15 protein-coding genes and 2 pseudogenes are annotated in these 19,885 nt (G+C 74.0%); 8 read left to right on the plus strand and 9 right to left on the minus strand.

Annotated features, from left to right (window positions below; translation table 11 throughout):
- Nucleotides 1-120: 120 nt before the first annotated feature.
- The 6 genes from EAO71_RS05470 to EAO71_RS05495 all read right to left on the minus strand — a co-directional run bounded on the left by EAO71_RS05470 (nt 121) and on the right by EAO71_RS05495 (nt 7,229).
- The gene (locus EAO71_RS05470; protein WP_147976614.1) at nt 121-1,128 is read right to left on the minus strand and encodes an ABC transporter permease; all 1,008 of its coding nucleotides are present in this window, start codon (nt 1,126-1,128) and stop codon (nt 121-123) included.
- Nucleotides 1,125-2,615: a sugar ABC transporter ATP-binding protein gene (locus EAO71_RS05475; RefSeq protein ID WP_187282570.1), complete on the minus strand. Its 1,491-nt coding sequence runs from the start codon at nt 2,613-2,615 to the stop codon at nt 1,125-1,127. Before EAO71_RS05475 ends, EAO71_RS05470 begins: the two co-directional genes overlap by 4 nt.
- Before the next feature lie 196 nt (nt 2,616-2,811).
- Nucleotides 2,812-3,993 carry an ROK family transcriptional regulator gene (locus tag EAO71_RS05480; RefSeq protein WP_147976616.1) on the minus strand — a complete coding sequence of 394 codons (1,182 nt, stop codon included), beginning with the start codon at nt 3,991-3,993 and terminating at the stop codon, nt 2,812-2,814.
- 152 nt (nt 3,994-4,145) lie between these two features.
- Nucleotides 4,146-4,892, minus strand: coding sequence for a class F sortase (locus tag EAO71_RS05485; protein ID WP_261992016.1), 747 nt, complete (start codon nt 4,890-4,892; stop codon nt 4,146-4,148).
- Between the two features lie 128 nt (nt 4,893-5,020).
- Entirely contained in the window at nt 5,021-5,845 is an 825-nt protein-coding gene (locus tag EAO71_RS05490; protein ID WP_147976618.1) for a hypothetical protein, read from the minus strand.
- Between the two features lie 436 nt (nt 5,846-6,281).
- Nucleotides 6,282-7,229: a beta-ketoacyl-ACP synthase III gene (locus tag EAO71_RS05495; protein ID WP_147976619.1), complete on the minus strand. Its 948-nt coding sequence runs from the start codon at nt 7,227-7,229 to the stop codon at nt 6,282-6,284.
- Between the two features lie 323 nt (nt 7,230-7,552).
- Between EAO71_RS05495 and fdhD the strand changes: the two genes are divergently transcribed.
- Entirely contained in the window at nt 7,553-8,401 is an 849-nt protein-coding gene (gene fdhD, locus EAO71_RS05500) for a formate dehydrogenase accessory sulfurtransferase FdhD (protein ID WP_147976620.1), read from the plus strand.
- Between the two features lie 117 nt (nt 8,402-8,518).
- Here fdhD and EAO71_RS05505 read toward each other — a convergent pair whose 3' ends face one another.
- The 3 genes from EAO71_RS05505 to EAO71_RS05515 form a co-directional block, all read right to left on the minus strand.
- A complete protein-coding gene (locus tag EAO71_RS05505) occupies nt 8,519-8,920 on the minus strand; it encodes a (2Fe-2S) ferredoxin domain-containing protein (protein WP_147976621.1) in 402 nt (133 codons plus the stop codon).
- The gene (locus EAO71_RS05510) at nt 8,917-9,441 is read right to left on the minus strand and encodes an isochorismatase family protein (RefSeq protein ID WP_147976622.1); all 525 of its coding nucleotides are present in this window, start codon (nt 9,439-9,441) and stop codon (nt 8,917-8,919) included. Before EAO71_RS05510 ends, EAO71_RS05505 begins: the two co-directional genes overlap by 4 nt.
- Nucleotides 9,442-9,573: 132 nt before the next feature.
- Entirely contained in the window at nt 9,574-10,614 is a 1,041-nt protein-coding gene (locus EAO71_RS05515; protein ID WP_147976623.1) for a bile acid:sodium symporter family protein, read from the minus strand.
- A 268-nt stretch (nt 10,615-10,882) separates the two neighbouring features.
- Between EAO71_RS05515 and EAO71_RS05520 the strand changes: the two genes are divergently transcribed.
- The 7 genes and pseudogenes from EAO71_RS05520 to EAO71_RS05545 all read left to right on the plus strand — a co-directional run.
- Complete coding sequence (locus EAO71_RS05520; protein WP_147976624.1) at nt 10,883-11,779, plus strand: LysR substrate-binding domain-containing protein; 897 nt, start codon at nt 10,883-10,885, stop codon at nt 11,777-11,779.
- A 312-nt stretch (nt 11,780-12,091) separates the two neighbouring features.
- The gene (locus EAO71_RS05525) at nt 12,092-13,921 is read left to right on the plus strand and encodes an AMP-dependent synthetase/ligase (protein ID WP_147976625.1); all 1,830 of its coding nucleotides are present in this window, start codon (nt 12,092-12,094) and stop codon (nt 13,919-13,921) included.
- A 112-nt stretch (nt 13,922-14,033) separates the two neighbouring features.
- Complete coding sequence (locus EAO71_RS05530) at nt 14,034-15,314, plus strand: ABC transporter substrate-binding protein (protein ID WP_147976626.1); 1,281 nt, start codon at nt 14,034-14,036, stop codon at nt 15,312-15,314.
- A gap of 12 nt (nt 15,315-15,326) precedes the next feature.
- A complete protein-coding gene (locus EAO71_RS05535; RefSeq protein ID WP_147976627.1) occupies nt 15,327-18,068 on the plus strand; it encodes an ABC transporter permease subunit in 2,742 nt (913 codons plus the stop codon).
- A 74-nt stretch (nt 18,069-18,142) separates the two neighbouring features.
- Nucleotides 18,143-18,553: pseudogene (locus EAO71_RS39910) on the plus strand (ATP-binding cassette domain-containing protein); the annotation flags it as partial.
- Nucleotides 18,554-18,673: 120 nt separating this feature from the next.
- Nucleotides 18,674-18,826: an ABC transporter ATP-binding protein C-terminal domain-containing protein gene (locus EAO71_RS39915; RefSeq protein WP_410093954.1), complete on the plus strand. Its 153-nt coding sequence runs from the start codon at nt 18,674-18,676 to the stop codon at nt 18,824-18,826.
- Nucleotides 18,827-18,917: 91 nt separating this feature from the next.
- Nucleotides 18,918-19,694: pseudogene (locus EAO71_RS05545) on the plus strand (aldo/keto reductase); the annotation flags it as partial.
- Nucleotides 19,695-19,885: the final 191 nt, after the last annotated feature.

The raw sequence follows: 19,885 nt of genomic DNA on the forward strand, positions 1-19,885 counted from the left end.
GGACGCGGGTCAGCCCTCGCCGCCCCGCACGGTGCGGCGCTGGACCAGGACGGCGGCGACGATGATCGCGCCCTTGGCGATCTGCTGGACGTCGCTCTGGAGGTTGTTCAGGGACGCGGGTCAGCCCTCGCCGCCCCGCACGGTGCGGCGCTGGACCAGGACGGCGGCGACGAYGATCGCGCCCTTGGCGATCTGCTGGACGTCGCTCTGGAGGTTGTTCAGCGCGAAGATGTTGGTGATGGTGGTGAAGACCAGGACGCCGAGGACCGAGCCGACGATCGTGCCGCGTCCGCCGGTGAGCAGGGTGCCGCCGATGATCGCGGCGGCGATGGCGTCGAGTTCGTACAGGTTGCCGTTGGTGTTCTGGCCGGACCCGGACAGGATGATCAGCAGGAACGCGGCGATGCCGCAGCACAGTCCGGAGAGCAGGTAGAGGTAGAGGCGCTGGCGCCGTACGTCGATGCCGGCGAGGCGCGCGGCCTCGGCGTTGCCGCCGACGGCGACCGTGCGCCGGCCGAAGGTGGTCCGGTTGAGGACGAGCCAGCCGACGACGGTGACCGCGGCGAAGACGAGGACGAGCGGCGGGATGCCGAGCAGGTACGCGTCGGGGATGCCGAGGTCGAGCACGGAGTCGACGGTGACGATCTGGGTGCGGCCGTCGGTGATCTGGAGGGCGAGGCCGCGGGCGGAGGCGAGCATGGCCAGGGTGGCGATGAAGGGGACCATGCCGCCGTAGGCGACGAGCAGGCCGTTCACCAGACCGCAGCCGAGACCGACGAGCACGGCGGTGAAGAGGATGCCGGCGAAGCCGAACTCCTGGGTGGCGACGGTGGTGGCCCACACGGAGGCGAGGGCGACGATCGCGCCGACCGACAGGTCGATGCCGCCGCTGGTGATGACGAAGGTCATGCCGACGGTGACGACGCCGATCACGGACGCCTGGGTCAGGACGAGTTGGAGGTTGGAGCCGGCCAGGAACTCGTCCGGCCTGGTGATGCCGCCGACCGCGATCAGTGCGGCGAGTACGCCGAGCAGGGAGAGGTTGCGGACGTCGGCCCGGAGACCGAGGGGGCGCCGGCCGCCCTCCTGCGCGGGTGCGGGGGTGTTCTTGGCGGTGGACAGCGTCATGACGTCGGGCTCCCTTCCATCACGAGGTCGAGGACACGGTGTTCGTCGAGGTCACGGGCGGGCGCGGTGTGGACGACGCTGCCCTCCCTGAGGACCAGGACGCGGTCGGCGAGGCCGAGGACCTCGGGCACTTCGCTCGACACGAGGAGGACGGCGAGGCCGTCGTCGGCGAGGCGGCGGATCACGGCGTAGAGCTCGGCCCGGGCACCGACGTCGACGCCGCGGGTGGGTTCGTCGAGCAGCAGGACCCGGCAGCCGCGCAGCAGCCAGCGGGCGAGTACGGCCTTCTGCTGGTTGCCGCCGGAGAGCGTGCGGATCGGGGCGTCGGGGTTGTCGGGCCGCAGGGAGAGCTCCCGGGTGGCCGCGCGGGAGGCCGCGCGTTCGCCGGCACGGTCGATCCAGCCGGCGCGGGAGAAGCGGGCGAGCGACGAGACGGAGACGTTGCGGGTGACCGACTCCAGCATCAGGAGTCCCTGTGCCTTGCGCTCCTCGGGGGCGAGACCGAGGCCGGCGCGTACGGCCGCCCGGACGCTGCCGGGGCGCAGGGGCCGGCCGTCGACGAGGACCCGGCCGGTGCCGGGACGGCGGGCCCCGTAGATCGTCTCCAGGATCTCGGAGCGTCCGGAGCCGACGAGTCCGGCCAGTCCGACGATCTCGCCGGGCCGCAGCTCCAGGTCGAGGGGGGCGAACTCGCCCTCCCTGGACAGCCCCTGGACCTGGAGGACGGGGGCGGTGGAAGGCGGCCCGGCGGGGCGCTCGGGGAAGACGTACTCGACGTTCCGGCCGGTCATCAGGGCGACGATGTCCCGGGTCGGGGTGGACGCGGCGGGCAGTCCACCCGCCACCGCACGGCCGTCCTTGAGGACGGTGACCCGGTCCCCGATGCGGCGGATCTCCTCCAGGCGGTGCGAGATGTAGACGACGGCGACCCCGTCGGCGGTGAGGCCGGCGACGATGCGGAAGAGGTTGTCGACCTCGTCGGGGTCGAGTGCGGCGGACGGCTCGTCCATCACGATGAGGCGTACCTCGTGCGAGAGCGCGCGGGCCATCGAGACGATCTGCTGCTGGGCGGCGGAGAGGTCGCCGACGAGGCGGGCGGGGTCGATCTCGGGATGTCCGAGGCGGGCGAGGAGCCGGGCGGCCGAGGCCCGGGCGGCGCGGCCCCGGACGACGAAGCCGGCCGTGGTCGGTTCGTGCCCGAGGTGCACGTTCTCCGCCACGGACAGCCCCTCGACCAGGTCGAGTTCCTGGTAGATCGTGGCGATGCCCAGGCGCATGGCGGCGATCGGCGAGCGGAGCCGGACGGGGTCTCCGCGCCAGGTGATCTGCCCGTCGTCGGGCTGGTGGGCGCCTGCGAGGACCTTGATCAGCGTGGATTTCCCGGCGCCGTTCTGGCCGAGGAGGCAGTGCACCTCGCCGGGCGTGACCTCCAGGTCGACGCCGTCCAGGGCGCGGACGCCGGGGAACGACTTGGTGATGCCGGACATGGTGAGCAGGGGCGGGGGTGCGGGAGCGTGCGGAGGCGGTTCTGAAGCCATGGCGGACTTCCCCTCGGCGGGTGCGGGTGGCGCCTGAGTGGGCGGGTTGAGGTCGGACCGGCGCGTGCGTCCGGAGGGCGGCCGGGATCGCCGTGCCACCGCCGGCCCGGGGGCGGGGTGGTACGGGAAGCCGTCGCGGCGGGCGCTACGCCGGGGAGAAGAGGTGGTCGCTGATGAGGCGGGCCGCGCCGGTGACGCCGGCGGTCTGGCCCAGCTCGCCGAGCACGATGGGGAGATTGCCGGTGGCCAGGGGGAGGGACTGCCGGTAGACCTGGGTGCGGATACTGGCGAGGAGGTTGTGACCGAGGCCGGTGACCCCGCCGCCGATCACGACCAGACCGGGATTGAAGAAGCTGACGAGTCCGGCGATGACCTGCCCGACCCGGTTGCCGCCCTCACGGATGAGGTCGAGCGAGGTGGCGTCGCCGGCGGCGGCGGCCGCGGCGACGTCCACGGCGGTGAGCCGGCCGTTCGCCGCGAGGCGCGCGGCGAGCTCGTCCGACCTGCCGCCGCGTGCCGCGTCCTCGGCGTCGCGGGCGAGGGCGGCGCCGCTGAAGTGGGCTTCCAGGCAGCCCTTGTTGCCGCAGGCGCAGGCGCGGCCGTCGGGTTCGACCTGGATGTGCCCGATGTCGCCGGCGCTGCCCGTCGTCCCGCGGTAGACGTCACCGCCGACGACGATGCCGCAGCCGATGCCGGTACCGATCTTGACGCAGAGGAAGTCTCCGACGGAGCGGGCGACGCCGGCGTGCTGCTCCCCCATGGCCATCAGGTTCACGTCGTTGTCGACCATGACGGGGCAGCCGAGTTCCTGGCTGAGGGCCTCCCGTACGGGGAAGCCGTCCCAGCCGGGCATGATCGGCGGGGCGACCGGGACGCCCTCGGGGAAGCGGACCGGGCCGGGGACCCCGATGCCGGCGCCGTCGAAGCCTTCGGCGAGCCCGGAGGCGCGCAGTTTGGCGGCCATCGACAGGGCCTGCTCGAAGATGGCGACGGGCCCCTCGCGGACGTCCATCGGGTGGTTGAGATGCCCGAGCACCTCCAACTCGGCGTTGGTGACGGCGACGTCGATGGACGTGGCGCCGATGTCGATGCCGAGGAAGCGGAGTTCGGGGGCGAGCCGGATGTTGTGCGACCGGCGGCCGCCGCGGGAGGCGGCGAGGCCGTCCGCGACGACGAGGCCGGTGTCCAGGAGCCGGTCGACCTCGACGGCGAGCTTGGAACGCGAGAGGTCGATCTGATCGCCCAGCTGTGCGCGGGAGTTGGGACCTCCGTCGCGCAGCAGCCGGAGCAGTCGCGCCTGGTGCGCGTTGGCAGGTCGTGCCGTCATGCGTCTCACGCGCCCCTCCCCTGTCGAAGTCGGCCGGCGTTCCGTCGTGCTTTCGAGGGGAACGTAGCAGCGGTGTACCGGAGTGGGAAGGACTTGCGCAGCAATCCATCACGACTTCTTCCCGACTGAGGACAAAGCCGATCGGGGAGCGTTCAGACGGCGGCCCGGTGGACCCCGGCGGGGCGGACCGGTTCGGGCCGGGCCTCGCGGGGAGCGGCCGGCGCGGGGCGGACCTCGGCCAGGCGGGCGAAGACGACGACGTTGCCGTCGTAGCCGGTGCCCTCCCTGAAGCGGCCCCCGCAGGTGAGGACCCGCAGTTCGGGCGCGGCGGCGGGCCGGTAGACCCGTTCGGCGGGAAAGCCCTCCTGGGGGACGACCTCGACGCCGTACACGGAGAAGACGGCCGTGCGGCCGTCCTGGCGGGCGACCTCGATGCGCTGTCCCTTGCGGAGCGCCCCGAGGTCGAAGAAGACGGCCCGGCCGGCCGGAGTGTCGACATGGCCCACGACGACGGCGGTCCCCTTCTCCCCCGGTGTGACGGCGCCGGTGAACCAGCCGGCCAGGTTCCGGTCCCGGGCCGGCGGGGTGTCGATACCGCCGCGGCCGTCGAGGCCGACGCCGACGACCGGGGCGTCGATGCCCCATCGCGCGGGCGGCCGGGTTCGGGCCGCCCGCGAACGGCGAGCGGGAAGGGAACGGTACGGATCGTGCAGGGGCAGAGGGGCGTGGCCGGCCGCGGCGGCGCGTGAGTCGGGGGCCGCGGCGGCGAGGGGCTGCGGCGGCGGCCGGTCGGCACGCCACTCCGCCGTCCCGGTGCGCACGAGGTGCACACCGATCAGCAGCACCACGATCACGACGCCCCAGGCGCCGCGGCCGGCCACGCCCCTCTGCCCCTGCACGATCCGTACCGTTCCCTTCCCGCTCGCCGTTCGCGGGCGGCCCGAACCCGGCCGCCCGCGCGATGACGCCCCTCCGCCCCGGGCCTCGTCACCCCGGGGCGGAGGGGCCGCTTCCGCCGGTACCGCCGTCAGCCGCGGCCGGCGGCGCGGCGGCGGCGCATCAGCAGGACGCCGCCTCCGCCGAGCGCGCCCGCGATCAGCGCGGAGCCCGCGGCCACCTCGGCGGTGCCGAGGCCGCCGGCACCCGCGGAGCCGCTGCCGAAGCCGGCCCGGACTCCTCGGTGGGCGCCGGTGTCACCGGTGCCGGTCGTCGTGCCGGTGTGACCGCCCGCGTCGCGGGCGACGGTGAGCATGGCGGTACCGCGCTCGCCCTTGCAGTCGAAGGTCACCTCGTACTGCGCGTCCACCCTGGCCTCGACGTCGACGACGGCCGTGCCCTGGCCGCCCCCGTCGAGCGTGACGGTGTCGAAGATGCCCGAGGTGACCGTCACGGACGGCACCTCGCAGCCGTCGGACTTGAGGGTGACCGTGCCGCCGGGGGCGATCTTCGCCGGTGTCACCGAGTAGCCGAACGAGGTGATGTCGCTCCCGGTGCCGTCCGTTCCGGTGCCGTCGGCCCCCGCGCCGCCGGTTCCGGTGCCGGTCCCGGGGGTGCCGGTGCCGGGGAGACCCGCAGTACCGGGGCCGGTGCCGGGGAGACCGGGGGTGGTGCCGGTGCCGTCCGCCGCGTCACTCCCGGTGCCGTGCGCCGCAGCGCCGTCGCCGGCGCCTCCCGTGACCGCGCCTCCGGTGCCGCCGGTGCCCGTGCCGCCGCTCGCCGTTCCGCCGTCGCCGGTGGCGCCGCTGCCCGGGACGTCGCCCACGGGCACCTCGTCGGCCAGCGCGGGCGGCGTGACGAGGGACAGGGCCACGGTGGCGAGCAGGGCGGCGGAAGCGACGCGTATCGCGCGCATGACGGTCCTCCAGATCACGCGAGGGTCCCGTGCGGGATTTTCCGCATACGTCAGGAGACGACCCTCACCGCGATCGAAGCTAGGCCGCCCCAGGGCACGCCGCCACCGGGCTCCGCCGGACGGAGCACCGGACCACCCTCAGGGGGTGTCCCGCCGATCGGTCCGGCTCGGCGGGCGGCGGAGAAGCCCGGCGGAACCGGCGAGAAGCGGGGCGGACGCCCGGGCGGGGCCTGGGGCGTGTTGCGAAGGTCCCGCCTGCCCCACGACGCCTGGCACGCTCCCCCGTGGCCTTTCGGCACGGGAGGTGCCCCCACGCCGCGTTGTCGGGATCGCCCGAGTAGCCCGGTACGAGGGCGACCCTCCGCCTTGCGATCGCACGCGCCAGGCGTCGCGAGGCCCGCCCTCCGGGCGGACGGCGCTCCTTCCGCCACACGCCCTAGGGGACCCGGACGACCTGACCGGCGTACGAGAGGTTGCCGCCGAAGCCGAAGAGCAGCGCGGGGGCGCCGGAGGGCAGTTCGCCGCGCTCGACCAGCTTGGACAGGGCCATCGGGATCGAGGCGGCCGAGGTGTTGCCGGACTCGACCACGTCCCGGGCGACGATCGCGTTGACCGCGCCGATCTTCGCGGCGAGGGGCTCGATGATCCGCAGGTTGGCCTGGTGCAGCACCACGCCCGCGAGGTCCTCCGGCGTCAGGCCGGACCGCTCGCACGCCTGCCGGGCGAGCGCGGGCAGCTGCTGGGTGGCCCAGCGGTAGACCGACTGGCCCTCCTGGGCGAAGCGCGGCGGGGTGCCCTCGATGCGGACGGCGTGGCCCATCTCCGGGACCGAGCCCCACAGGACCGGACCGATGCCCGGCTCCCGGCCTTCCGGCACCGGCTCGACGATCGCCGCGCCGGCGCCGTCGCCCACCAGGACGCAGGTCGTGCGGTCGCTCCAGTCCACCACCTCGGTCATCTTGTCCGCGCCGATCACCAGCGCGCGGCGGGCCGCGCCCGCCCGCACCGTGTGGTCGGCGGTGGCGAGCGCGTGGGTGAATCCCGCGCAGACGACGTTGAGGTCGAGGGTGGCGGGCGAGCGCATGCCGAGCCGGGCGGCGACCCGGGCGGCCGTGTTCGGCGAACGGTCGATCGCCGTGGACGTCGCGACCAGCACGAGGTCGATGTCCTCGGGGCCGAGTCCGGCGGTGGCCAGCGCCTTGCCCGCGGCGTGCGCGGCGAGCTCGTCGACCGGCTCGTCGGGCCCGGCGACGTGCCGGGTGCGGATGCCGACCCGGCTCCGGATCCACTCGTCGCTGGTGTCGACCAGCGCGGCCAGGTCCTCGTTGGTCAGTGTCTTCGCGGGCTGATAGTGCCCGAGCGCGGCGATACGAGTGCCGGTCATGCCCGGGACCCCCTAGGAGCTCGAAAGTGCAGGAACCACACAGTCTTGCCAGCGACTCATGGGTAACAGGACACGTAAACCACCAAGATTCACCCGAACCTGTTGGGCGACCGTGACAACGGCCATGCGGGCACGGCGTCGACCGCGCGCCCGTCGGGCCTCGCTCGTACCCGCCCCGCGGCCCGGTTCGTCCGCTCCCCCGGGGTGCAGGACAATGGGGCGTCGAGGTCAGCGCCGCCCTGGGAGGGTCTCGTCGCTCCTGCCTGATCCAGGGAGGGCTCCGCCGCGGGTCTCCCGCACGTACAGAATCGGGTGTAGGCACCATGGGACGGGTCACCGAACGACGACGCGTCATCAGGATCCGGGGCGGGGCCGTGAACGAGCGTCCCGACACCCTGGTCGCCGAGGAGCCCCTGGAGATCCGGCTCAACGGCCGGCCGCTCGCCATCACGATGCGTACGCCGGGCGACGACTTCGCCCTGGCCGCCGGGTTCCTGGTGAGCGAGGGCGTGCTCGGCGCCGCCGCCGACGTCCGGAACATCGTCTACTGCGCGGGCGCCAAGGACGACGGCACGAACACGTACAACGTGGTGGACGTGCAGCTGGCGCCCGGTGTCCCGGTCCCTGACATCACCCTGGAACGGAACGTCTACACGACGTCGTCGTGCGGGCTGTGCGGCAAGGCCAGCCTGGACGCCGTGCGGACCACGACGCGGTTCCCGATCGCCGACGCTCCCCCGGTCCGCCTCGCGCCGGAGCTGCTGTCGCTGCTTCCGGAGCGGCTGCGGGCCGCGCAGCGGGTCTTCGACCGGACCGGCGGCCTGCACGCGGCGGCGCTGTTCTCCGAGGACGGCGAGCTGCTCGACGTCCGCGAGGACGTGGGCCGCCACAACGCGGTGGACAAACTGGTGGGGCGGGCGCTGCGGGAGGATCTGCTGCCCCTGGACCGGGCGGTCCTGCTGGTCTCCGGCCGGGCCTCGTTCGAACTGGCGCAGAAGGCGGTGATGGCCGGCATTCCCGTGCTCGCGGCGGTCTCGGCACCGTCGTCGCTGGCGGTGGACCTGGCGGCGGAGACGGGGCTGACGCTGGTGGGCTTCCTGCGCGGCGCCGACATGAACGTGTACGCGGGCGAGCACCGGATCGCCCTCGGGACGGCGGCCTCCCGGAGCTGACGGGCCGCGAACGAGGAACGGCGCCTGGTCCGGCCGGTGTCCGGGTCCGGGACCCTCGCCCCGGGTGCGGGCCGCGGTGGTCGGCGGACCCGGCGTGGCCGCACCCGGGTGGGCGCGTCAGCGGGCGCGGCGCTTCGCCTCGGCCGGCGGGTCGATCATCTGGAGGGTGAGGGTGGCCGGGGGTTCGGCGATGCCGGGGCCGCCCGCCGCCGTCCAGGCGAGGATGTCGTCGACGCAGTCGTCGTCCGCGGTGAAGCCGATCCACGCGGCCCTGCCACCGCGCCGCCGGCCCTCCGTGGACGGCTGGACGACCACCACGTTGGCCTGGGCGCAGGGGCCGAGGCAGTCGCTGACGCGGACCGCGAGACGGCCTCCGGAGTCGGCCGCGGCGCGGCGGAGCCGGGCGAGCTGGCCGGCGTGGTCGATGCCGGGGTTCTTGCCGGCGTCGCCGCAGCAGCAGCCACGGCAGACGACGAGGGAGCAGGGGCGGGCTCCGTAACGTATCGGGACCGGGCTCACTCGGGCTTCCCGTCCAGGGTGATCGCCGCGCTCTCGGCGACGGTGCCGAGGCGGGGGAAGTCGAGCGTGACCGACGCGTGGTGCTCGTCGGCGGTGAGCGCGGCCATGGCGTCCTCGGCGAAGACCAGGTCGTAGCCGAGGTCGGCCGCGGCGCGGGCGGTGGACTCGACGCCGAGGTTGGTGGCGATGCCGCCGAACACCACGGTGGAGACGGAGCGTTCGGCGAGGAGTTCGTGCAGTCCGGTGCCCTGGAAGCCGCCGATGGTCCGCTTGACGACGACGTGGTCGCCCTCGTGGACGAGGGAGGGGACGAGTTCGCTGCCGGGGGGCTGGGTGTCGACGTGGGGACGCTCGACCCGGATGTGGACGACGGGTGCGCCGGCGGCCCGGAAGGTGTCGGCGAGCCGGGTCGCGGCCGTGACGACATCGGATCCGGTACGGGGGGCGAGGGGCAGCGCGACGATGCGTTCCATCAGGTCGACGAGGACGAGCGCCGCGCGGCGGGGATCGAGTGCGGTCATGGAAGCACCGTAGCGGGCTCGTTGATCATCGCGGCGCGGACCGTGTGTGATCCCGCCGACGCCGAACGCCGGTGCCGAACGCCGGGGTCGGGCACCGGGGTCGGGCACCGGGGTCGGGACGTGGGGTGCCGATCAGGCCGGGTCCGGGACCGTCACCCGGTCCGCTCCGTCGCCCGCACCGCGGGCGGCGGCCGGCTCCTCGGGGTCGCGGGAACGGCGCTTCGCGATGACCGCGCAGACCATGAGCTGCATCTGGTGGAAGAGCATCAGCGGCAGGACGGCCAGCGAGGCGTGGGCCCCGAAGAGCACGCTCGCCATCGGCAGTCCCGCGGCCAGGCTCTTCTTCGAGCCGGCGAACTGTACGGCGATCCGGTCCTCCCGGCCGAAGCCGAGCCGCCTCGCCCCGTACCAGGTCAGCGTCAGCATCACCGCGAGCAGCACGGCCTCGACGGCCAGCAGCAGCCCCAGCCGTGCGGGGGTGACCTGGCGCCAGATCCCGGCGACCATGCCCTGGCTGAAGGCGGTGTAGACGACGAGGAGGATCGAACCGCGGTCGACGTACCCCAGCACCTTCCGGCGCCGGGCGAGGAATCCGCCCACCCACGGGCGCAGGAGCTGCCCCGCCAGGAAGGGGACCAGCAGCTGGAGCACGATCCGCAGCAGGGAGTCCGTGGAGAAGCCGCCCGCGTCGCCGCCGAGCAGGGCCGCGGCGAGCAGCGGGGTCAGCACGATGCCGGCGAGGGAGGAGAAGGAGCCCGCGCAGATCGCGGCCGGCACGTTGCCGCGGGCGATCGAGGTGAACGCGATCGAGGACTGGATCGTGGAGGGCACCAGGCACAGGAAGAGGAACCCGCCGTACAGCGCGGGCGTGAGAACGGCCGGAACGAGCCCCCGGGCGGCGAGGCCGAGCAGCGGGAAGGCCAGGAAGGTGGCGCCGAGGACCGTCAGGTGGAGCCGCCAGTGCCGGAGTCCGTCGAGTGCCTCGCGGGTGGACAGCCGGGCGCCGTAGAGGAAGAAGAGCAGCGCGATCGCCGCCGTCGACGCGCCCTCCGCGAGGTCCGCCGCCGTCCCCGAGGCGGGCAGCAGGGCCGCGACGCCGACCGTGCCGAGCAGCGCCAGGATGTACGGATCGAGCGGCAGCCGGGACGGCAGGAGGGTCGTACGGCGGCTCATGGTCTCCACTGCTCTGTTCGCTCGTTCGGGGTCGCGCCGCGCCGGGCGGCCGCACCGGCCCGACGGCTCGCGCGGCTCGGCGGGGGCCGGCGCGCCCGGCCGTGCCGGCACCCTCCCATCCTGCTCCGGGCGCCTGCGATCGGGAATCCCGTACAGCGTTCTGACTGTCATCACGTTTCGCGATGGGCCGCCTCGGCCCGGGCGCGKCGGCACCCCGCCGGCCGCCGCGCGAGGCACCACGTCCGGCGCAGCGGGCCGATCCTCGGAGATGGCCCGGGCAGCCCCTAGCCTCGGAGGCGTGTACGAACCGTCCCAGTTGCGCACCTTCCTCGCGGTCGCCCAGACGCTGAGCTTCACCCAGGCCGCGCGGCGGCTCGGGTTGCGGCAGTCGACCGTCAGCCAGCACGTGCGACGGCTGGAGGAGGCCACGGGCCGGCCCCTGTTCACCCGGGACACGCACAGCGTGGAGCTCACCGAGGACGGCGAGGCGATGCTCGGCTTCGCCCGGACGATCCTGCAGGCCCACGAGCGGGCCGCGGCCTTCTTCACCGGGACGCGGTTGCGGGGGCGGCTGCGGTTCGGGGCTTCGGAGGACTTCGTGGTGACCCGGCTGCCGGAGATCCTGGAGTCGTTCCGGCGCGAGCACCCCGAGGTGGATCTGGAGCTCACGGTCGAGCTGTCCGGGACGCTGAACGCCCGCCTGGAGGCGGGACGGCTGGACCTGATCCTGGCGAAACGGCGGGCCGAGGAGAGCGGCGGCGAGCTGGTCTGGCAGGACACGCTGATCTGGATCGGGTCGCCGCAGCTGCGGCTCGATCCGGACCGCCCGGTGCCGCTGATCGTCTTCCCGCCGCCGGGCATCACCCGCGCCCGGGCCCTCGAGGCGCTGGAGGCGCAGGGCCGGGCCTGGCGGATCGTGTGCACGAGTACGAGCCTGAGCGGCACGGTCGCGGCGGCGCGCGCCGGTCTCGGCGTGATGGCCCACACCCGCGGCCTGGTCCCGCCGGGGCTCACGCCCGTGCCGGCCCGGGCGGGGCTGCCGGATCTCGGGGAGGTCGACTTCGTCCTGCGCAAGGGGCGGCGGCGCGGGGCGGCTCAGGAGGCGGCCGACGCGCTGGCAGCGGCGATCCTGGCGGGCGGTGACCGCCTGCACCGTCCGCGTTGATCGCGGACGGTCCGCCGGGCGCCCCGCCCCGGCCCCCACCTCGCCGTTCGACCGCGTCGGGCCCCGCTCCGCCCCGGCTCGGGACGGCGAGTGAGCGCTCGGTACAGATTCCGTGGAGATTCGGGCCCGGCCTGCTTACCGAACAGTCAGTAACGAGGCCCGGGCCGCCGCCACTTACCTGCTCCCGCGCCCCTGACCTGTGACAACGCCCAATGTCCCGGCTTGGTGAAGGCCCTCCCGCCCGGCAGTCGGGTGGGGTACCGTCACCCGCGCCGTACGGAGCGCGACAACGAGCGGTCGAGGAGCAGGTCATTGCGCGAGTTCACCGTGCCGCCCGTCGAGGCGGCGCCTCAGGTCGGCGGTCTGGCGGACGCCGTGTTCGACCACGCCCAAGAGCACCCGGACCGGGTCGCCCTCGGCCGGAAGGACGCCGCGGGGCAGTGGCGGGAGGTCACGTCCGCCCAGTTCCGGGACCAGGTGCTCGCCCTCGCGAAGGGCCTGATCGCCCACGGCGTCCGGTTCGGCGACCGGGTCGCCATCATGTCGAGGACCCGCTACGAGTGGACGCTGTTCGACTTCGCCCTGTGGACCCTGGGCGCCCAGTCCGTGCCGATCTACCCGACGTCCTCCGCCGACCAGGTCTACTGGATGCTGCACGACGCCGAGGTGACGGCGTGCGTCGTGGAGCACGAGGACCACGCCATGACCATCGGCTCGGTCATCGACCGGCTGCCCCGGCTCCAGCGGCTGTGGCAGCTGGACTCGGGCGACGGCGCGGTCGCCGAGCTGGTGGCGGCCGGGGCGGAGATCGACGAGGACGTGGTGCACCGGCACCGGCGGGCGGTCACTCCCGACTCCGTCGCCACGGTCATCTACACCTCGGGCACCACCGGCCGCCCCAAGGGCTGCGTGATCACCCACTCCAACTTCATGTTCGAGACGGACATGCTGATCGGACGCTGGGAGCCGGTCTTCCACTCCAAGCCGGGCGACGAGGCGTCCACGCTGCTCTTCCTCCCGCTGGCGCACGTCTTCGGGCGGATGGTGGAGGTCGCGGCGATCCGGGGCGGGGTGAAGCTGGGGCACCAGCCGGCGCTCAACGCGGCCGCGCTGCTGCCGGACCTCGCCGCCTTCCGGCCGACGTTCATCCTGGCCGTCCCCTACGTCCTGGAGAAGGTGTTCCACGCGGCGCGCCGCAAGGCGGAGACCGACGGGAAGGCGGGCCCCTACGACAAGGCCGTCGACGTGGCGGTCAAGTACGCGGAGGCGCTGGAGCACAAGGCGTTCGGCCTCGGTCCGGGGCCGTCGGCGGGGCTGCGGATGCAGCACCAGTTCTTCGAGAAGATGGTCTACGGCAAGGTCCGGGAGGCGATGGGCGGCCGGGTCCGGCACGCGATGTCGGGCGGCTCCGGGATGGACCGGAGGCTCGGGCTGTTCTTCGAGGGCGCGGGGGTGACCGTCTTCGAGGGGTACGGCCTGACGGAGTCCTCGGCGGCGGCGACGGCGAACCCGCCCGAGCGGACGAAGTACGGGACGGTGGGGCAGCCGGTCCCGGGGACGACGGTGCACATCGCGGAGGACGGGGAGGTGTGGCTGCACGGCGGCCACGTCTTCTCGGGGTACCTGAACAACCCGCAGGCCACGGCCGCCGTGCTGAACGACGGCTGGCTCGCCACCGGCGACCTGGGGATGCTCGACGAGGACGGCTATCTGACGATCACCGGGCGGAAGAAGGAGATCCTGGTGACCTCGGGCGGCAAGAGCGTGTCGCCCACCGGACTGGAGGAGCGGGTGCGCGCGCATCCGCTGATCGCGCAGTGCATCGTGGTGGGCAACGACCGGCCGTACATCGCGGCGCTGGTGACGATGGACCAGGAGGCGGTGGAGCACTGGCTGTCGATCCAGGGACGCCCTCCGATGCCCCCGGCGGACCTGGTGCGCGATCCGAGCCTGGAGACCGAGATCAGGCGGGCGGTGGTGGCCGCCAACACCCTGGTGTCGCAGGCGGAGTCCATCCGCACGTTCCGGATCCTGGCGCATCCCTTCAGCGAGGAGCACGGCCTCCTCACCCCTTCGCTGAAGCTGAAGCGGAAGGCGATCGAGAAGGCGTACGCGACGGAGGTCGAGGCGCTGTACGGCTGAGTCCCTTACCGGCGCAGGTTTCTGATAGTCCGTCAATTGACGGTGCATCAGTTATTGACGCTTCATCAGCCCGGTCACAGAATGCGGTCACCCGACGGAGGGACGACCGACCGTGTCGCGACCGATCCGCACCCTCGCCGCCGCCGCAGCGGCCCTGCTCCTCGCCACCGCCTGCAACTCCGCCTCCACCGGCGGCGGGTCGGGCGGCTCCGGCACCTCCGACGCACGGCCGGGCACCTCGGCACGCGGAGTGACCGCCGACTCGATCAAGGTCGGCGGCATCGTCTCGATGACCAGCGCCAGCGGCTACTCGAAGAAGGACACCGACCTCGGCGCCCGGGCCCGCTACGACCGGGCGAACGCCGAGGGCGGGGTCAACGGCCGCAGGATCGACTACCTCGGCGCCGAGGACGACGGCCAGGACCCGGCGAGGAACCTGGCCGCGGCCCGCAAGCTCGTCCAGCAGGACAAGGTCTTCGCGGTCTCCCCCATGAGCTCCGTCGCCTTCTCCGGTGCCGACTTCCTCGACGGGCAACGGGTGCCCACCGTCGGCTGGGGCACGCTCCCCTCCTTCTGCGGCCCCGAGCACATCTACGGCTTCAACGGCTGCCTCGTCCCCACCCCCGGCGGCACCCTCAACCAGACCTGGCCGGAGGGCATCGCGCAGGTCCTCGGCGGGGCGAAGGGACGGTCGGTCGCGCTGATCGCCGGGGACAACGACGCCGGCACCTTCGGCATCCGCACCTTCACCCAGGGCTTCAAGGCGGCCGGATTCGCCGTCCCGTACGCGAAGGCGGTCGTGCCGGCGACCTCGGTGCCGAGCGACTGGTCCGCCTACACCAAGGAGATCCTGCGCTCCGGTCCCGGCGGCACGGCACCCGACGCGGTCGTCTCGGTGATGCAGACCCCGTACAACATCGGCCTGTTCACGGCGCTCAAGCGGTCCGGCTACCGGGGAGTCATCTCCGACCCCACGGACTACGACCCCGGGCTGCTCGCCAAGGACGCGACCCGGCAGGCGCTGGACGGGGTGCACGTGCTGCTCCAGTTCCAGCCGTTCGAGTCCGACAGCCCCGCGATGCGGCGGTTCAAGGCGGACATCCGCAAGGCGGCCGGCGGCAGGGACGTGCCTCTCAACATGCACATGATGACGGGGTACATGTCCGCCGATCTCTTCCTGTCGATCGCGGCCGCCGCCGGCAAGGACCTGACCGCCGCGTCCTTCCAGCGGGCCGCGGACGGCTTCTCGGACACCGGCACCCTGGTCGGCGACCGGGCGGAGCCCAAGGGCCGGAAGGAGAGCTTCGGCTGCGGCGCGCTGGTACGGCTGAGGAACGGGCGGTACGAGGTGGCCGTGCCGTTCCGGTGCTACCCGCCGATCCCCTTCCGGTAGCCGGTGCCGGCCATGGGTGACCTGCTGGGCTTCGTGCTGAGCGGCCTGGTCTCCGGCGCGCTGTACGCGCTGCTCGCCACCGGGCTCGTCCTGTCGTACTCCGCCTCCGGCCTGTTCAACTTCGCGCACGGGGCGACCGCCTACCTGTGCGCGCTCGCCTACTACGAACTCCACTCCGGCTTCGGCTGGCCGGCCGTCCCGACGGCGCTGCTGCTCGTCCTCGTCGTCGCCCCGGCGCTCGGTCGGGGCCTGGACCGCCTGATGTTCCGGAAGCTCGCGCGGGTCGGCGAGACGGCGCAGATCGTCGCCACGATCGGCCTGCTCGTCGCGCTGCCGGCGGCCGGACTGTGGGTGGTCGAGCTGCTGGAACGGGCCGGGGCGCCCGTCCTGCCGGCGGAGAACCAGTTCGGGCTGCCCGGTGTGGGGCCGAGCCCGGCCGTGTCCTGGCAGCCGCTGGACGGCGTCGGTATCGACTCGGACCAGCTGATCACCTGGGTCGCGACGGCGTGCACGGCCACCGCGCTGTGGGTGCTGATGCGGCACACCCGGCTCGGCCTGCGGCTGCGCGCCGCGGTCGACGACCGCGCGCTCGTGGAGCTGCGGGGCGTCGACGCGGACCGGCTGTCCTCGGTCGCCTGGATGCTGTCGTCCGGGCTCGCGGGGCTGGCCGGGGTGCTGGCGACCCCGCTCCTCGGACTGTCGGCCCACGACTACACCCTCTTCCTGTTCGTCTCCGCGACGGCCGCCGTGCTCGGGCGCTTCGCGTCCGTGCCGCTCGCGTTCGCGGGCGGCCTGGGGCTCGGGGTGCTGCAGAACCTGGTCGCCGGCTACGCCTCCTTCGCCGAGGGCATCACCGGCTTCCGTACGGCGGTGCCGTTCCTGATCCTCTTCGGCGGACTGGTGGTGCTCGCCCGGCGGCGGCGGGCGGCGGGGACGGCGGCGGCCGATCCGCCGCCGGCCGACTACCTGGCGGGCAGGGGCCGGGCCCGCAGGTGGGGGCCGTGGGCCGCGGCCGGCGCGTTGCTCGCCACCGCCTTCTACACCGTCACCACGCCCTTCTGGAGCGGGACCCTGGCGCAGGGCCTCGCGATCGGGCTGGTGTTCATGTCGTTCACGGTGGTGACCGGTCTCGGCGCGATGGTGTCGCTGGCGCAGGCCACCTTCGTGATGGGGGCGGCGCTGGTGGCGGGGCTGCTGCTGAGCCACGGCTGGCCCTTCGTGGCCGCCGCGGCGGCCGGGACGGTGGCGGCGGCGCTGCTGGGCGCGGTGGTCGCGCTGCCGGCGCTGCGGCTGGGGGGCCGCTCGCTGGCGCTGGCCACGCTGGCCCTGGCCTTCCTGGCGGACCAGGTGCTCTTCCAGTTCCGGTGGCTGCGCAACGGGGACACCGGCTGGGAGATCCCGCGTCCGGTCGCCGGGCCGGTGGACCTCGGCGACGACCGGGCGATGGGGGTCGCGCTGGTGGTGCTGTGCGCGGCGGCGGTGTGGCTGCTGACGCGGCTGCGGGACTCCCGGTGGGGCCGGGCCATGCTGGCGGTCCGCTCGGCGCCGGAGGCCGCGGCCTCGGTGGGCGTGTCGGTGGTGCGGACGAAACTGCTGGTCTTCACGGTGTCGGCGGGGCTCGCGGGCTTCGGCGGAGTGCTGTACGCCTCGTACAACACCCGGATCACGGCGACGGACTTCACGGCGATGACCGGACTCGTGTGGCTGGCGGTGGTGGTCGCGGCGGGTGTCCGGCGACCGCAGTTCGCGGTGGTGGCGGGTCTGGTCTTCGCGGTGGCCCCGCACGTCCTGACGACGTACGTCACGTCCTCGGCGCACCTGCCGGTGATCCTCTTCGGCCTGGCGGGGCTCGCGCTGGCGAACGACCCGGACGGCTACTGCGCGGCCTGGCCGTCCCGCCGGGCGGCGCGGGCGCGGCGCCGCGGGTCCCCGACGGCGCCGGGTGCGGCGCTCGCGGCAGGCACCGTGCCGTCCCCGGCCGTCCCGGTCGCCGCCGGACCGGTCGCCGCCACCGCAGGCGGGGCGGGGCCGTCCGACGAGGGTGCCGCGGCGGCGGGCGACGCGCTGCGACTGGCCGGGGTGTGGGCCGGGTACGGCGGCGTGCCGGTGCTCCAGGGCGTGGACCTGCGGGTGCGCCGCGGCGAGGTGGTCGTCCTGCTGGGGCCCAACGGGGCCGGGAAGTCCACGCTCTGCCAGGTGGCGGCCGGGGTCGTCCGGCCGGACGGGGGCGAGGTCGCCGTGCTCGGCCGGCCCGCCGCGGCGGACACGCCCGTCGCCCGGGCCCGGCGGGGCGTGCGCCTGGCCCCCGAGGGCCGGGGGATCTTCGCCGGGCTGTCCATCGAGGAGAACCTGGCGCTGCAGCTGACGGACCGCGCCGACCGGGAGGCCGTGTACGAACGGTTCCCGGCGCTCGCGGCCCGCCGCACCGTGCACGCGGGCAGTCTGTCCGGCGGCGAGCAGCAGCTCCTCGCGCTCGCTCCGCTGCTCCAGTGCCCGCCCGCCCTCCTCGTCGCCGACGAGCCCTCCCTCGGTCTCGCACCGCGGGTCGCGGAGGAGGTCTTCGGTCTCCTCGCCGAGCTCCGCGGCCACGGCGCCGCGCTGCTCCTGGTCGAGGAGAAGGCGGCCGGGGTGCTCGGCATCGCCGACCGCGTCGCGTACCTCGCGCAGGGCCGCGTCACCTGGTCCGGGCCTCGGGACGAGGTGGACCCCGAGCGGCTCGCCGAGGCCTACCTGGGAAAGGGGGCACGACGATGAGCGAACCCGCCCCGGTGCTGGAGGCGTCCTCGGTCGGCGTCCGTTTCGGCGGGGTCCGGGCCCTGCGCGAGGTGTCGGTGGCCGTCCGTCCCGGCGAGATCTGCGGCCTCATCGGGCCGAACGGCGCGGGCAAGACCACGCTGTTCGACGTGCTGTCCGGGATCCGGCGGCCGGACGGCGGCCGGGTGCTGCTCGACGGCCGGGACGTCACCCGCCGCTCGCCCGTCTGGCGCGCCCGGCACGGCGTCCGTCGCACCTTCCAACGCCGCCAGCTCTTCGGTCAGTTGACCGTCGAGGAGAACCTGGTCGTCGCGCGGGAGTGGCGGTCCGGGGCGCACGGTCACCGGGAACGGGCCGCCTCCGTGCTGCACGCGTGCGGGCTCGACGCCGCGGCCGGGGAGTACGCGGGCACGCTGCCCGTCGGCCAGGCCCGCATGACGGAGCTCGCGCGGGCCCTCGCCGACCCGCCCCGTGTGCTCCTCCTGGACGAGCCGGCGTCCGGCACCACCGCCGGGGAGCGGGTCCGGCTCGCCGAGGTGCTCCGGCGGACGGCGCGTACGGAGGGCTGCGCCGTCCTGCTGGTGGAGCACGACGTGGCGTTCGTCATGGAGTTGTGCTCGCGGGTCGTCGTCCTCGATCTGGGCCGGGTCCTGGCCGAGGGCACGCCGGAGGCGGTCCGCGCGGACCCGGCCGTCCGCGCGGCGTATCTCGGTTCGAGTCTTCCCGGAACGGAATGCGAGCGGCCACGGAATCGTTGACCCTGGGAGTACCACCCGACGACGATAGGATCGACCCCTCGTGAGCACGGACAACAAGGTCCCCTCCCTCACTCTGAACAACGGCGTGCAGATGCCGCAGCTCGGATTCGGTGTCTGGCAGGTGCCGGACGACGAGGCCACGCAGGCCGTGACCACGGCCCTGGAGGCCGGCTACCGCTCCATCGACACCGCCGCGATCTACGGGAACGAAGAGGGCACCGGCCGTGCCCTCACCGGCTCGGGGATCGCCCGCGGCGAGCTGTTCGTGACCACCAAGCTGTGGAACAGCGAGCAGGGCTACGACTCGACCCTGCGGGCCTTCGACGCCTCCCTCGACAAGCTGGGCCTGGACTACGTCGACCTGTACCTGATCCACTGGCCGCTGCCGGCGAAGGACGCCTACGTCGACACGTACCGGGCGTTCGAGAAGATCCACGCCGACGGCCGGGCCAAGGCCATCGGCGTGTCCAACTTCCTCCCGGAGCACTTGGAGCGGCTGATCGGCGAGACCTCGGTCGTGCCGGCGGTCAACCAGATCGAGCTCCACCCGCATCTGCAGCAGCAGGAGTCCCGTGCGGCGCACGCCCGCCACGAGATCGCCACCGAGGCGTGGTCTCCGCTGGGGCAGGGCAAGGGCCTCCTCGAGGTGCCGGCGATCGTCGCGATCGCGCAGAAGCACGACCGCACCCCGGCCCAGGTGGTGCTGCGCTGGCACCTCCAGACGGGGAACGTGGTCATCCCGAAGTCGGTGACCCCGGCCCGCATCCGCGAGAACATCGACGTCTTCGGCTTCGAGCTGGACGCCGAGGACATGGCCGCGATCGCCGCCCTCGACGAGAACCGGCGGCTCGGGCCGAACCCGGCCCAGTGCCTCGGCCAGGACGGCGCCCAGCGAGCCCTCCTCGGCGAGGGTGCGCAGCTCGTGCGTCGGCGGGACGACGACGGTGTCCGCCCACGCGAGCTCCGCGGCTCCGTGCTCGGCGACGATCGTGTACCCGTCGGCGGTCCGGACGGGCCCGCCGTCCAGGGTGCAGACGCGCACCTCGTAGAGGGGGGAGC

The organism is Streptomyces sp. MS191 (assembly GCF_008042125.1).
Classification (GTDB): domain Bacteria; phylum Actinomycetota; class Actinomycetes; order Streptomycetales; family Streptomycetaceae; genus Streptomyces.

Excerpts from the sequence above, each read along its gene's own strand:
- EAO71_RS05515 (WP_147976623.1), bottom strand. The coding sequence starts at position 10,614 with ATGAGCCGCCGTACGACCCTCCTGCCGTCCCGGCTGCCGCTCGATCCG.
- EAO71_RS05490 (WP_147976618.1), bottom strand. The coding sequence starts at position 5,845 with ATGCGCGCGATACGCGTCGCTTCCGCCGCCCTGCTCGCCACCGTGGCC.
- EAO71_RS05480 (WP_147976616.1), bottom strand. The coding sequence starts at position 3,993 with ATGACGGCACGACCTGCCAACGCGCACCAGGCGCGACTGCTCCGGCTG.
- EAO71_RS39915 (WP_410093954.1), top strand. The coding sequence starts at position 18,674 with ATGGAGTTGTGCTCGCGGGTCGTCGTCCTCGATCTGGGCCGGGTCCTG.
- EAO71_RS05495 (WP_147976619.1), bottom strand. The coding sequence starts at position 7,229 with ATGACCGGCACTCGTATCGCCGCGCTCGGGCACTATCAGCCCGCGAAG.
- EAO71_RS05520 (WP_147976624.1), top strand. The coding sequence starts at position 10,883 with ATGGCCCGGGCAGCCCCTAGCCTCGGAGGCGTGTACGAACCGTCCCAG.
- fdhD (WP_147976620.1), top strand. The coding sequence starts at position 7,553 with ATGGGACGGGTCACCGAACGACGACGCGTCATCAGGATCCGGGGCGGG.
- EAO71_RS05510 (WP_147976622.1), bottom strand. The coding sequence starts at position 9,441 with ATGACCGCACTCGATCCCCGCCGCGCGGCGCTCGTCCTCGTCGACCTG.
- EAO71_RS05475 (WP_187282570.1), bottom strand. The coding sequence starts at position 2,615 with ATGTCCGGCATCACCAAGTCGTTCCCCGGCGTCCGCGCCCTGGACGGC.
- EAO71_RS05535 (WP_147976627.1), top strand. The coding sequence starts at position 15,327 with ATGGGTGACCTGCTGGGCTTCGTGCTGAGCGGCCTGGTCTCCGGCGCG.